Source organism: Nocardioides sp. NPDC057772 (assembly GCF_042798075.1).
Classification (GTDB): domain Bacteria; phylum Actinomycetota; class Actinomycetes; order Propionibacteriales; family Nocardioidaceae; genus Nocardioides.
In genome coordinates this window covers 1-13,922 of record NZ_JBHVKN010000130.1, presented here as the reverse complement: position 1 = coordinate 13,922, position 13,922 = coordinate 1, and the positions used below count along the sequence as shown (strand labels likewise).

General features: G+C 68.5%; 10 protein-coding genes. 6 read left to right on the top strand and 4 right to left on the bottom strand.

What is annotated here, in order from left to right; translation table 11 throughout:
• Positions 1-29 precede the first annotated feature (29 nt).
• Entirely contained in the window at positions 30-1,112 is a 1,083-nt protein-coding gene (locus ACFVJS_RS19130) for an inositol-3-phosphate synthase (protein ID WP_378883509.1), read from the bottom strand.
• A gap of 44 nt (positions 1,113-1,156) precedes the next feature.
• On the bottom strand, positions 1,157-1,810 hold the full coding sequence (locus tag ACFVJS_RS19125; protein WP_378883506.1) for a PadR family transcriptional regulator: 654 nt from the start codon (positions 1,808-1,810) through the stop codon (positions 1,157-1,159).
• Between the two features lie 549 nt (positions 1,811-2,359).
• Between ACFVJS_RS19125 and ACFVJS_RS19120 the strand changes: the two genes are divergently transcribed.
• Both ACFVJS_RS19120 and ACFVJS_RS19115 read left to right on the top strand, forming a co-directional pair.
• Entirely contained in the window at positions 2,360-4,915 is a 2,556-nt protein-coding gene (locus tag ACFVJS_RS19120; protein ID WP_378883505.1) for a transglycosylase domain-containing protein, read from the top strand.
• A gap of 11 nt (positions 4,916-4,926) precedes the next feature.
• Positions 4,927-6,357: a glycosyltransferase family 87 protein gene (locus ACFVJS_RS19115; protein WP_378883502.1), complete on the top strand. Its 1,431-nt coding sequence runs from the start codon at positions 4,927-4,929 to the stop codon at positions 6,355-6,357.
• On the opposite strand, the gene ACFVJS_RS19110 is transcribed toward ACFVJS_RS19115, so the two are convergent.
• Together ACFVJS_RS19110 and ACFVJS_RS19105 are read right to left on the bottom strand one after the other, a co-directional pair.
• On the bottom strand, positions 6,315-7,367 hold the full coding sequence (locus tag ACFVJS_RS19110; RefSeq protein ID WP_378883499.1) for an alanine racemase: 1,053 nt from the start codon (positions 7,365-7,367) through the stop codon (positions 6,315-6,317). The two genes, ACFVJS_RS19115 and ACFVJS_RS19110, sit on opposite strands and share 43 nt — an antisense overlap.
• 7 nt (positions 7,368-7,374) lie before the next feature.
• The gene (locus tag ACFVJS_RS19105; RefSeq protein WP_378883496.1) at positions 7,375-8,538 is read right to left on the bottom strand and encodes a lipid II:glycine glycyltransferase FemX; all 1,164 of its coding nucleotides are present in this window, start codon (positions 8,536-8,538) and stop codon (positions 7,375-7,377) included.
• A 217-nt stretch (positions 8,539-8,755) separates the two neighbouring features.
• On the opposite strand from ACFVJS_RS19105, the gene ACFVJS_RS19100 reads away from it, so the two are divergent.
• The 4 genes from ACFVJS_RS19100 to ACFVJS_RS19085 all read left to right on the top strand — a co-directional run bounded on the left by ACFVJS_RS19100 (position 8,756) and on the right by ACFVJS_RS19085 (position 13,869).
• Positions 8,756-9,355 carry an RNA polymerase sigma factor gene (locus tag ACFVJS_RS19100; protein WP_378883494.1) on the top strand — a complete coding sequence of 200 codons (600 nt, stop codon included), beginning with the start codon at positions 8,756-8,758 and terminating at the stop codon, positions 9,353-9,355.
• Positions 9,355-9,870 (top strand): hypothetical protein, encoded by a 516-nt coding sequence (locus ACFVJS_RS19095; RefSeq protein ID WP_378883491.1) that lies wholly within the window; start codon positions 9,355-9,357, stop codon positions 9,868-9,870. The genes ACFVJS_RS19100 and ACFVJS_RS19095 overlap by 1 nt, the downstream gene beginning before the upstream one ends.
• A gap of 13 nt (positions 9,871-9,883) precedes the next feature.
• The gene (locus ACFVJS_RS19090) at positions 9,884-11,422 is read left to right on the top strand and encodes a S8/S53 family peptidase (RefSeq protein ID WP_378883488.1); all 1,539 of its coding nucleotides are present in this window, start codon (positions 9,884-9,886) and stop codon (positions 11,420-11,422) included.
• 83 nt (positions 11,423-11,505) lie between these two features.
• A complete protein-coding gene (locus ACFVJS_RS19085) occupies positions 11,506-13,869 on the top strand; it encodes a CHAT domain-containing protein (RefSeq protein WP_378883486.1) in 2,364 nt (787 codons plus the stop codon).
• The last annotated feature ends 53 nt before the right edge of the window (positions 13,870-13,922 follow it).

Sequence of the window (13,922 nt, the reverse complement as noted above, 5' to 3'; positions counted from 1 at the left end):
GGCACCCGGGGCAGCTCAGCGGGAGAGGATCACTCGCCGCGGATGAACGCCTCCAGCTGCGCGCGACCCTCGGTGTCCTCGATCTGCACCGGCGGGCTCTTCATCAGGTAGGCCGAGGCCGGGATGATCGGGCCGCCGATGCCGCGGTCCTTGGCGATCTTGGCGGCACGGACGGCGTCGATGATGATGCCTGCCGAGTTGGGCGAGTCCCACACCTCGAGCTTGTACTCCAGATTGAGCGGGACGTCACCGAACGCGCGACCCTCGAGCCGGACGTACGCCCACTTGCGGTCGTCGAGCCACTGCACGTAGTCGGACGGGCCGATGTGGACGTTGCGGTCGTCGATCTTGTCGGCCAGCTCGCCGCGGAGGTTCGAGGTGACCGCCTGGGTCTTCGACACCTTCTTGGACTCCAGGCGCTCGCGCTCGAGCATGTTCTTGAAGTCCATGTTGCCGCCGACGTTGAGCTGGTACGTCCGGTCCAGCGCGACGCCGCGGTCCTCGAACAGCTTGGCCATGACGCGGTGGGTGATGGTGGCACCGACCTGCGACTTGATGTCGTCACCGACGATCGGGACGCCGGCGGCCTCGAACTTCGCGGCCCACTCCGGGTCGGAGGCGATGAAGACCGGCAGCGCGTTGACGAAGGCGACGCCCGCGTCGATCGCGCACTGCGCGTAGAACTTGTCCGCCTCCTCCGAGCCGACGGGAAGGTAGGAGACGAGGACGTCGACCTCCTTCTCCCGCAGGATCGAGACGACGTCGACGGGGTCGAGGCCGGACTCGGAGATCGTCTGCTTGTAGTACTTGCCCAGACCGTCGAGCGTGGGGCCACGCTGCACCTCGACGCCCGTGAACGGGACGTCGGCGATCTTGATGGTGTTGTTCTCGGAGGCGTTGATCGCCTCGGAGAGGTCCTTGCCGACCTTCTTGTCGTCGACGTCGAAGGCGGCGACGAACTCGACGTCAGAGACGTGGTAGTCGCCGAACGTGACGTGCATCAGGCCCGGGACGCTGCCCGCCGGGTCGGCGTCCTTGTAGTACTCCACACCCTGGACCAGGGAGCTGGCGCAGTTGCCGACTCCCGCGATTGCTACACGAACCGAACCCATCGGGGCTCCTTCCAATACTCCTGGCCGGGTCACCGGCCCGGAGGTCATTTCTCGTTCTCTTGGCTGCTCTGCGCTGTGCGCGAGACGTCCGCTTCGTCGCGTACGCCATCGTCATCCCCCAGATCCCCCCGACCCGCTGCCTGCATGTCGTTCACAGGCTTGGGGTTGCGCTCGGCGTCGATCAGCGAGGAGAGCCATCGGACCTCCCGCTCGACCGACTCGACACCGTGACGCTGTAGTTCGCGGGCGTAGGAGTCGACCTCTTTCTGGGTCATGGCAAGCTCGCGTTGCACCCGGTCGAGCCGCTCCTGGAGCCGGCTGCGACGCCCTTCGAGGACGCGCAGCCTGATCTCCATGTCGGTGCGGCCGAAGAACGCGAACCTGATGTCGAAGTTGTCGTCCTCCCAGGCCATCGGACCCACCTCGGACATGAGCTGGGTGAACTCACGCTCGCCGGCAGGCGTCAGCTGGTAGACGATCCGCGGCCGCCGGGTCACCGGCGTGACGGTCTGCGTCACCTCTTCGATGAGGTGCTTGCGCAGCATCTTCTTCAGGGCCGGGTAGAGCGAGCCGTACGACAGCACTCGTCCCCAGCCGAGCATCAGGTTGAGCCGCTTGCGCAGCTCGTAGCCATGCATAGGCGACTCGTGCAGCAGTCCGAGGACTGCCAACTCGATCGTCTCTGCGCGACGTGCCATGCAACCTATCGTACCGATATATCCGTGATGGCAAACAGAGACCTAAGTCTTGTCTGCTGACGCCTGAAGCAGGCATTTCGATGCAACCGTCACCGAACTGTTGACGTCAGGTGACTCGAGGCGCGCTGGGCGTGGATGCGGGAGCGCTAGCGTCGATTGCGTACGCTGATGGCTGCCGTTCGCTCACCCGAGGAACCACCCGGGGAGATCGCGAGGCAAGCGTCGCGTCAGGTTGATGGGATTTCCTCGGGGGGATCCAGCGACGTCGGGGGATTGTCAGTGTCAGCCCGTCCGGTCACGTGCCGGGCAGTCACAGGAGCAGTAACACCCGTGAGCGACCCATCCGGCGGCTTCTCTCAGAGGCCTAGCCCCCGCAGCGCGAGTCCCCGTAGATCGAACATCGGTGGGCTGCAAGGACGACCCCAGGGCGGATCGCGCCCGCCGCAGGGTGGTCCCGCCGGCCGTCCGCCGGCTCCGCGCCGCCCCCAGGGTGCGCCGCAGGGGCAGCCGTCCGGCGGTCGCCCTCAGCCCCGTGGCGCCCAGCGCCCGATGCCTCCCGGCGGTCCTCGCCCCGGCCAGCGGCCGCCCTACCCGGGCCCGCGCCGCCCTGGCGAGCCCCCGGTCGACCGGCTCGGCCAACGGCCGGCGGGCCGCGAGCCGGGTGGTTCCGGCCGCCCGCCTCGTGATCCCAAGGCCGCCTTCGGTGCGGCGATGGACCGGTTCAACGACCCGGAGACGGACAAGAAGGCTCTGGCGATCCGGATCGGCAAGATCGTGGCGATCTGCGGGCTGGTCCTGGCGCTGATCGGCAGCGCAGCGGTGATCATCTCCTACCACATGATCTCGATCCCCAGCGCCAACGCGGCGTTCCAGGCGGAGTCGAGCTTCGTCTACTACGCCGGCGGCAAGAAGGAGCTCGGCCGCTTCCAGGCCGGCGACCAGAACCGCGACGCGCTGAGCCCCGACGAGATGCCCGCGCTCGTGAAGGACGCGGCCGTGGCGGCCGAGGACCGCAGCTTCTACGAGAACAACGGCATCGACCTCAAGGGCATCGCGCGCACGCTCTTCTCCAACGCCACCACCGGCAGCCAGGGCGGTGCGTCGACGATCACCCAGCAGTACGTCAAGAACCTCTACCTGACCCAGGAGCGCACCTACTCGCGCAAGGTCAAGGAAGCGGTCATCTCGCTCAAGATCAGCCGGCAGAAGTCGAAGGACGAGATCCTCACCGGCTACCTCAACACCGTCTACTTCGGACGTGGCGCCTATGGCGTCCAGGCCGCGGCGAAGACCTACTTCCGCAAGTCGGCCCAGGATCTCGACATCAAGGAGGCCGCGGCGCTCACCGCGATCCTCAACAACCCTAACGGGTTCGACCCGGAGAAGGCCGGCAAGGACTCCGGTGGCACCGAGCTGCTGGGCCGTTATCAGTACGTCCTCAACGGTATGGCCGAGCTCAAGAGCGAGGGCAAGGCGCTCAGCGACTACGACGAGGCCACCCTCGAGAAGGCGAAGGCGGCGCTGCCCAAGTTCCCCAAGCCGAAGGCCGACAGCCGCCTCGGTGGTCAGAAGGGTCACGCGCTCACCCTGGTGAAGAACGAGCTCAAGTCCCTCAAGGACGAGAACGGCAACCCCCTCTTCACCGAGGAGGAGATCGACAGCAAGGGCCTGAAGGTCACCACCACGCTCAGCGCGAAGGCGATGAAGGCCGCGGAGCAGGCCGTCAAGGACGTACGTCCGAAGGACAAGAAGGCGGTCAACGAGAAGCACCCGGAGAACGAGCTGCACGTGGGCGCCGCGACGGTCGACGTGAAGACCGGTGCGCTCAAGGGCTTCTACGGCGGCCAGGACTACCTCGACTCCCAGATCAACTGGGCGGCCTCGGGCGGCATGGCCGGCTCGACGATGAAGCCGTTCACCCTGGCCGCGGCTCTGGAGGCGGGCTACTCGCTCAAGGACACCTGGACCGGTGAAGGTGGTCTGGAGATCCCCGGCACCGACCGTGTCGTCCGTAACTCCGGCCAGACCGACGCCGACCCGACCGGTCACGGCTACGGCGAGCACATCACCGGCATCAAGGCGATGGAGGAGTCGGTCAACACCTCCTTCGTCCAGATGTCGACCGCGCTGCCCAACGGTAGCCAGGACGTCTACGACATGGCGGTCAAAGCCGGTCTGCCGCCGGACGAGCAGCACGCCGAGAACGCGCCGGCCGACTACCGCTCGATCCCGGCCTACTCGATCGACTTCGACCCGAAGAACTACCTGCTGACCCTGGGGCGCCAGGCGATCAGCCCGATCAACATGGCCAACGCCTACGCGACGATCGCCAACGGCGGCGTACGCAACACCGTGCACCTCGTCTCCAAGGTGGTCGACGCCGAGGGCGATGTCGTCTACGAGTGGAACCAGCGTGACGGCGAGGAGCGGGCGATGTCCGAGGACGCTGCCGACGACACCTCCTACGCCCTGCAGCAGGTCGTCGAGAACGGCACCGGCAAGACCGCCGGCGTGATCAAGCAGCCGGCCGCCGGCAAGACCGGCACCGCGACCAACGCCGATGACGACGTCTCCTCGGCGTGGTTCGCGGGTTACACCCCGCAGCTGTCGACCGCGGTCATGTACGTCCGTGGCAAGGGCTCGGGCAAGCTCGACGGCTGGCTCGACTCCTACTTCGGTGCCGGCTACCCCGCCGAGACCTGGGCCAAGATCATGGGCACGCTGACCGACGACCTCGAGATCGAGGAGTTCCCGGAGCCGGCCTGGATGGACGGCGTGGCACCGCAGGACGGTCACGAGCCGTCGCTGACCGCGACCCCCGAGCCGACCCCGACTCCGTCGGAGGACTGCTCCAAGAAGGACGAGCGCAAGGGTCTCTGCATCCCGATCGAGGAGCCGGAGGAGAGCCAGAGCCCGACCGACGGAGCCACCGACGGCGTGCCTGGCGAAGAGACGACGCCCGACGAGTCGGAGTCGACCGAGCCCGAGGTCACCGAGACCGCCTGCGACTGGTTCGGCGACTGCGAGTCGTCCTCGCCACCCGCCGATGGCAATAATGGCGGCGGCAACAACGACACAGGCACCGCGGGGGGCACCACTCAGTGACGGATGGTCCAGTGACCGCCCCGACGGCGGAGGATCCGGTCGTGCGGACCGCCTCCGCCGCGGTGGGCGGTCCTCTCGGGGGACTCGCACACGGCCGACGGCGCTGGTTCAGCGCGGTCGGCCTGTTGCTGCTCCTGACCTCGCTCACCTTCGCGATCGGGATGGTCTCCAAGCAGACCTGCTACAACGCCACCTGGACCAACGGCGAGACCAGATACACCCACTTCTGCTACTCCGACCTGCCCTATCTCTACGTCGACCGGGGCTTGGCCGAGCACGAGTGGCCCTACTCCTCCGACCCCGAGGTCCGGGTGCGCTACCCGCAGGTGATGGAGTATCCGGTCGGCATCTCCTACTACGCCTGGGCGACGTCCCACGTCACCGACTGGCTGGCCGACACCCCCGGCGAGGACGAGCGTCACCTCGCGGAGACCTCGAGCTTCTGGGGCATGCCCGGCATGCACCACGAGATCCGGGTCTTCATCATCGTCAACGTGATCGGCTTCGCGATCGCGGCGCTGCTCTCGGCCTGGTTCCTGGCACGTACGCATCGCCGACGGCCCTGGGACGCGGCCGCGTTCGCGCTCGCCCCCGTGCTCGCGGCGACCGGGATCATCAACTGGGACATGCTGGCCGTGGTCTTCGTGGCCGGTGCGCTGTGGGCGTGGTCGCGGGACCGGCCGCTGCTGACCGGCATCCTGATCGGGCTCGGCTGCGCGACGAAGCTCTATCCGCTCTTCCTGCTGGGTGGGCTGGTCGTGATCTGCATCCGGCGCCGCCGTTACTACGACCTGGCGGTCGCCTCGCTGGCCACCGTGCTCGCCTGGGTGCTGGCCAACCTGCCGGCGATGGCGACCGGCGTGGAGGAGTGGAAGGTCTTCTGGAGCTTCAACTCCGAGCGCGGCCCCGATCTCGGCTCGCTGTGGCTCGTCGTCCAGCAGGCGACCGACGCGACGATCTCCGCACAGACGGTCAACCTCGTCTCCTGGGCCTTCTTCATCGCCTGGTGCAGTGGCGTACTCATCATCGGGCTGACCGCCCGCGAGACGCCGCGCCTGGCGCAGCTCGGCTTCCTGATCGTCGCCGGATTCCTGCTGGTCAACAAGGTCTACTCACCGCAGTACGTCCTGTGGCTGCTGCCGCTGGCCGTACTCGCCGTGCCGCGCTGGCGTGACCAACTCATCTGGCAGGCCGGTGAGCTCTTCTACTTCGTCGCGGTCTGGTGGTATCTCGCCGACGTGCTGGCCAGCAGCGGCGGTGACCATCCGGTCTACTGGTTCGCGATCATCGCCCGGGTCGCCGCCGAGATCTATCTGATCGTGGTCGTCGTCCGGGAGATCTACGAGCCGTGGCGCGATCCGGTCCGGTGGACCGAGGCGCGCGCGGAGAGCGAAGAGACTCAGGAATCCAGGATGATCTCGTCGAACGAGGTCGCGGTGTAGCGCACCCGCACCTCGAGCTCCTCGCCGACCTCGGGCACCCGCGCGCCGGAGGGAAGCATGAGCATCGACTCCTGCATGTGCGGAGGCTCGGCGAACCAGAGTGCCTTGCCGTCGAGCGTGTAGGGCGAGCGGGACTGGCCCATGGCGTCGAGCCCACCGCGGGCGACGGCGAGCGCGCGCGAGCGCAGGTGGGTGTCGCCCAGCGGCGCCTCGAGCCCGATCCCGTGGGCGGTGCCGCCGGAGGCGACCACCAGATGTCCGGCGCGGAGGGCGGTGCGACCGCGGTAGCCGTAGGAGTAGCCCCGCTCGAGCGGATGCACGTCCTCGATGGTCGCAGTCACGGTGAGGGCGCCGCGGTCGCCGAGCCACAGCCCGGTGCCGACCCGGGGGCGGAAGACGATGTCGCCGTAGGAGGCGCGCAGCTGGGCCATCTCGTTGGCGCTCAGGTGGGAGACCCACACCGTCTTCGCCTCGGCGCCGACGACGGCGTCCATCTGGGCGCGAACCTCGGCCAGCGAGCCGCCGTCGAGGCCGAAGTGCATGGTGACGCCCTCGAAGCGGGCGTGCTCGCGGGCGATGGACGCGGTCGGCCACAGGTCGCTCGGTGTCATCCCGTGGCGACGCATCGAGGTGACCAGCTCGAGGATCACCCGCGCATCGGGCTGGCGCTCGAGCAGCAGCGGCAGGTCTTCGGGCCGACTGATCGTGTGGATGATCCGGTCGGCGATCTCCGGGTTGATCTCGGGCGAGTAGGGGCGCCACGGGGTGAGGACGTAGATCGAACCGCTGAACCGGGTCGCGACCTCCCACACCTCGTTGTAGGTGCCCACCGCGAGCGTGTCGACGCCAGTGCCGAGTCCGGTCAGCCACTCGGTCTGGTGGGCGAGCTTGCGCAGGGTGAGGCCGTAGCCGTTGCCCTTCGCGACCGGGACCAGGCCGGGGGTCGCCTCGGTGAAGGTCTGGACGTGCTTGCGCCAGCGGTCGGCGTCAACGGTCAGTTTCAGCGGCATACGGAGATCAGCGCCTCTTCATGTAGACATCGAAGGCCGTGTAGATCGGCTTGTTCAGCGGCAGGTCCCACTCACCGGCGTACTCCACCGCCTGGCCACCGGTGCCGACCTTGAACTGGATCAGCCCCACGTGGGAGTCGTCGGTGGAGAGCGTCGGGGTGATGCCGCGCAGGTCGTAGGTGGTCGCGCCCGCGGCCATGGCGTCCTGGATCATCGCCCACTGGAGGGCGTTGGAGCCACGTACGTCTCGCTTCTCGGTCGAGGAGGCGCCGTAGGAGTACCAGGCGTGCCGCCCCACGCGGACCATGATGGTGGCAGCGACCAGGTCGCCCTCGTGCCGCGCCAGGAAGAGCTTGATCCGCTCCGGATCCTCGGCGGACATCGCCCAGAACATGGTGCTGAAGTAGCTGCGCGGACGGGGCGTGAAGTGGTCGCGTGCGGCGGTGTGGACGTAGAGGTCGTGGAAGGCGCTCAGGTCACCCTCGAAGTCGCCCCCCGAGGGGTCGGTGGGAGAGGTGACGGTCACCTCGACGCCCATCTTGGCCGACTTCTTGATGTTGCGGCGCCACAGCTGGTTCATCCCCTTGAGGACCTCGTCCTCGGTCTTCGGGGTGCCGTCCTCGTGGGCCAGCGGGATGATGAAGTTGTATTGCGGCTGGCCCGCGCCGAAGCCGTCCTCGGGCGACTGCAGGCGCCAGCCCGCCGCCCTGAGCTGCGAGACGACGCGCGCGCCGGTCGCGTCGCGGTGGGTCGGGGTGAGCTGGTTGAGCCGCTGGACGGTGTCGTCGGCGATGCCGTCCTTGACCTGGCTGGCGTCCCAGCTGGCCGTGGTGACCGGGGGGCCGATGCGGATGCCGAAGGCGCCGTTCTTCTTCAGGTACGCCGCCAGCGGCTGCAGCCACGGAGCGAGATCGCCCGACCAGTCGATGCTCGGTCCCTCCGGCAGGTAGGCGAGCGTGAACCGCTCCAGCTTCGGCACCGGCCGGTGGAGCACCAGCGCGGCACCGACCAGGGCGCCGCCCTGCAGGCTGTCGAACCAGCCGATCGACTCCGAGCGCCACTCGGTCTTGACCCGGGCCCACGACGGGGTCTGGAGGAAGCTCACGCTGGGTTGCTTCTCGATGAAGGCGAGATGCTCCGCAGCGGTGATGGGGCGCACGGTGAGACTCACCCGCAGAAGGCTACCGGTTCTGGTGATCTGCGGAGTCGGCCGGTGGTCGAGCCTGTCGAGACCCGCTATTGTCGGCGACCAGATGTATCACGCTTGAGGCCCGGGCCTCCTTATAGTCGTGACAGCAACAATGACCACCACGATGGCGCCTCCACGCGTCATCTGGCCCCCCACCGGCTCGGCGCCGATCCGGAGGCCGCCGGTCGAGGAGGGGACTGTGACACGGGTGCGACGCGGGGCGGGGCATACCGACGCGCCCGCGACCGTGTGGTCCCAGGCCACCGCCGACTTCGACCGCTGGCTCAGCGGCGACTCCGCCGCCCTCGACGAGCTGGTCGCGACGATGACCCCGGTCCTGTGGCAGATCGCCCGTTCCTACCGGCTCTCCCAGGAGCAGGCCGAGGACGTCGTCCAGAACACCTGGCTCACCTTCGTGCGCAAGCACTCCTCGATCCTCGACACCGCAGCCGTCGGCGCCTGGCTCACGCTGACCACGCGCCGTGAGGCCTGGCGGGTCGCGAAGCGGTCCGGGCGTGACGTACCCGTGGAGGACGAGGCGCTCGAGTCCCGCGTCCCCACCCAGCGCTCGGCCGAGTCGCTGGTCGTCGAGGGCGACCGCAACTCGCTCATCTGGGCGGCGGTGGAGTCGCTCCCCGAGCGGTGCCGGCGGCTGCTGCGCGTGGTCGCCTTCTCCGACCGGCCCGACTACGCCGGCCTGGCCGAAGAGCTCCAGATGCCCATCGGCAGCATCGGCCCCACCCGCGGCCGCTGTCTCGGGAAGCTGCGGGACGCGCTCAAGGACGAGGGGGTGTCGTGATGGGTCGCTCGGAGGAGCCCACACGCGAGGAGCTTTTGGGACTGGTTCGACAGGCTTACGTCGCCGGTGATCCTGTGCCCGGCGGCCTGATCTCCCGGATGCAGGCGGCCGCCGCCGGAGCCGCCGAGGAGTCCGGTCTCGGGCTCGACCTGGAGCTGATGCTCCTGGTGGAGTCGTCGTCCCTGGATGCGGAGGCTGCCGGAGTCCGCTCCGCCGCCCCGGCGTCTGCCCGCTCTGCTTATACGCTGCGGTTCGCTCAATCCGGTGTCGATGTCTTGGTGCGTGTCGCCTCCGACACCGACACCACGGCCCGCCTCGACGGCTGGGTCGTCCCCGGTTCACCCATGACCGTCCGCGCCATCCGCGCCGACGAAGTCCGTACGCCGATCGTCGCCGTCACCCTCGGCGCCTCGGGCCGCTTCGAGCTCACCTCGCTGCCTGCCGGTCTCATCCGGCTCCGCTTCGAGCCCGCCGACGGCTCCGCCGCCTTCCTGACCCCCACGTTCGAGATCTGATCCAGGAGTAACGATGGTCCACCGCCCCACCCGGAGAGAGCGCGAGCCGCTTCTGTCGGTCGCCTACGGCTCCACCGAGGCGCGAGTTCTCGACCCGACCAACGCGGTCGCGGTCGACGGCGTCAACGCACGCTCGACGATCTACTCATCGTCTGTCCTGCTGATCTCCAAGTCGGTCGACTTCGAGGACACGTTCAAGCGCATCGAGAAGGCCGCCAAGGGTCTCGGTTGGCGCGCCGTCGCCGAGGATGAGCCCGAGTGTGCTGTCGGACTTCGGTTCGGCGTACGTCGCGTTCGAATTGGGGTTCGAGCAGGTCATGCCGCCCAAGCACCCGACGCTTGGGCCGTCCTGCAGACTCTTCGCGCCGACAGCCCGAGAGCCACGCGTGGCATCAGCCTCGAGCATGTCTTGGTGCCACATCCGCACAACAAGCCGAATCCGCACAACAAGCCGAATCCGCACAACAAGCCGAATCCGCACAACAAGCCCAACCCCACCGACGGTTATATCGACGACGGATACGACCCGCTCGGGGTCGGCGGCCGGCAGCCCGTCGCATATGTCGGTCAGCGCCCGCACAGAACGCCTGATGCCGAGATCGCAGATGGGGAGCGTCCGGTGGTTGCTGTGCTGGACACCGGCTGCGGGCCACATCCGTGGCTCGACTTCGTCCAGCGGGATGTGCGGTTGGACGGACACCCGATCGGCTGGCCGTCGAGTGTTCCGGACTCTGAGGTCGATCCGGACCAAGCGGGTGCGCTGGATGGGTTGATTGACCCGTACGCGGGCCACGGCACGTTCATCGCCGGACTCATTCATCAGACCTGCCCTGACGCAGACATCCTGTCCTGGCGAATTGTCCCGCCGCACGGGTCTATCGCCGAGACGGACTGGATCACCGCGCTCGCTCAGATCGCCGAACTGGTGCGGCTCTACCGGGCCGGTGACCCGCGAGGTCGTCGCATCGACGTCCTGAGCCTGTCGATGGGCTACTACCACGAGACCCCGTTCGACCAGCTCTTCGACGGAACGCTCTACGAAATCCTTGCAGACCTATCCGCCAACGGGACCGTGGTCGTCTGCTCTGCGGGCAACGATGCAACCAGTCGCCCGTTCTTTCCGGCGGCGTTCGCGCCCTGGACTGACGGTGGTGGTCCAGTAGACACCGATCCCGATTCGCTTCCGGTGGTCTCCGTGGGGGCGCTCAACCCTGACGGCGAGACCGATGCTCTGTTCAGCAACGACGGTCCCTGGGTGCGCGCCCGGGAGATCGGCGCCGGAGTGGTCAGCACGTTTCCCACCACGTTCGACGGTGGCTATCAGGCCGCCGCGGCGACCACCCACGAAGGTCGCCAACGCTCGTCGATGGACCCGGACGACTTCACTGGCGGATTCGGCACGTGGAGTGGTACTTCGTTTGCGGCGCCGATCCTGGCTGGGCGGATCGCTCAGCGGTTACTCGAGGCAGGTAGTGGCCGTGACCTCCAGCAGGATCTCAAGGTTGCGCGCACGGCGTTGACTGAGCTGACCACGCTGAGCGCTTCCGACTGAGATCCACGATGGCAAGCGGGGCGGAGCTGCACCGGCAAGGCGTGGTCGAGTTGACGCTCGGCCACGCTGCCGAGGCGCAAGCCTTGCTCGAACAGGCAAAAGCTGCGGCGATCTCGACCGGTGACTCCGCTCTTCTGGCACGAGCTGAGTCGACCCTCGCCTACATGGCCGCCGATGAGTCGGACCTCGACGACGCGCTCGGGCTTCTTGATCGTGCTCTTGCCGCTGGCGGCCTCAGTCATGAGGTCCGTGGACTCATGTTGCAGCAACGTGCCACGCTGCTGCGCAGAGCGGGACGTACAGCCGAGGCGCTCTTCACCTTCGGTGAGGCGATCGAGGCACTTCAGGGCCGGGGTTCGGATCTGGCTGATGCTTACCTCAACCGTGGCACGGCCTACCTCGACCAGCACGATCTCGAGTCGGCGGTCAATGACTTCTCCGCCGCAGCGGTGAACTTCCGCGCGGAAGGAGATGACGTGGCGGCGGCGATGGCCGACCACAATCGCGGCTACGCGCTCTTCTTGGCCGGTGACCTTGTCGGTGCGCTGGAGGTGATGGCTGATTGCTACGACGTGCAGGCTGCTGCGGGCCCACTTTTGAAGGCGGTGTGTGACGCCGACCGGGCAGAGGTGCTGATGGCGGCGGGTCTGACCCGCCAGGGCGGGGAGATGCTCCGGCAGGCGGCAGAGGCGTATGGATCCAAGAAGCAGCGCCAGCGGCAGGGGGAGGCTGAACTGGCGCTGGCGTCGCACCTGCTTGCGACCGATCCTGTCGAGGCGGATCGAGTGGCGCGCTCGGCGCTGGGCTGGTTCGAGGAGGCACGGGCGACAGGGCTGGCACTGCGGGCACGGGCGGTGGCGTTCGAGGCGGCGGTGACGGCAGGCCATGATCCGAGCGAGGATGGCGAGGCGCTGGCGGCCCCGCTCGAGGAGCAAGGGCTGAGCTGGGCGGCGCTCCGGGTGCGCTTGCAAGCTCGGCTGGCGCGGATTCGCTCGGCGGAGAACGCTGGCCTGCCGACGAGACCGGCGAGCGGCAGGGTCATCGGCCCAGTCCCGCCTGAGGCCCCGATCGACATCCGCCTGCTGGAGAGAGAGCTCCGAGCCGAGCTGGCCGTGGCCGCGGGGCGGACCGCATCCGGACTCCGCGAGCTGCGTGCGGGCCTCGACGACTTTCACCTGTGGCAGAGCTCGTTCGGCAGCCTGGACCTGCAGACGAACGTCTCCGGCCACGGTCGCACGCTGGCCAGGCGCGGCCTGGAGCTGGCTGTCGAGTCGGGCGAGACCGACGTGCTCTTCGAGTGGTCGGAGCGTTCGCGGATGCTGGCCTCGCGCGTCCAGCCAGTGCGGCCACCGTCCGACCCGCAGCTCGCCGCCGACCTGGCCGAGCTCCGCGGTGAGGTGACGCCTGAGCGTGAGGCGGAGCTGCGTGAGCAGATCCGGCAGCGGGCCTGGCGAGTCAAGGGATCCGGCCAGGTATCGGACCCGATCTCCCTTCCTGAACTGCACGAACGCATCGGCGGGCATGCGCTCGTCGCCTATGTCGTCGCGGCTGGTCGACTGGTCGCCGTCGTCGCGACCGACGACGCCGCCACCCGGATCGACCTCGGCGATCAGGCCGCCCTCGGGTCACTCCTAGGCGGTCTGCTGCCGGATCTCGACGTCGCCGCGACTGACCTCCCAGGCCCGCTGGGCGTGGCGGTGCGTAGCGACCTGACGGTCCGGCTCCAGCAGCTCTCCGACCTGCTCGTCGCGCCAATCCTCGAGCGGATCGGCGACCGCCCGGTCGTCCTGACCCCCTCCGCCGTGCTGGCGGCGGTGCCGTGGACGCTGCTGTCCGGCTTCACCGGACGACCGGTGACGGTCGCTCAGAGCGCCACCGCCTGGCTGAGCCGGGCACACACCCCGTTGCGCACCGCGGCCGCCGGGTTCGTCGCCGGCCCACGAGTCATGCGCGCCGCCGACGAGGTCGCCAAGAGCGCGACCGCCTGGTCCGGCGCCCACCTGCTCACCGGCAGCGACGCCACCGCGGCAGCCGTCTCCGCGCTGGCAGCCGAGGTCGACGTACTCCATCTCGCCGCCCACGGCCACCACTCCGCCGACAACCCGCTCTTCTCCGGCCTCGAGCTCGCCGACGGGACCTGGTACGGCTACGACATCGACGGCCTCTCCGCCGTCCCCGACGTCGTACTCCTCTCCGCCTGCGAGGTCGGACGCTCGACGATCCGCTGGGGCGAAGAGCTGATCGGCCTGGTCGGCGCCTGGCTCCACGCCGGCGCCCGCGCCGTGATCGCCTCGCCGGCGGTGGTGGCGGACGAGGCTGCGTACGACGTCTTCAGCCGCCTCCACGGCGCCCTCGCGAAGGGCCTGGCCCCAGCCGAGGCTCTTGCAGAGGCGTTGCCCGTCGCAACGGCAGACGCGCCCCCGGCGCCGTTTGTCTGCTTCTCATAACGCGCCGATCGCTAGTAGGAACGTCGGTGGGCGCTGGCGATTGACGCCACGCC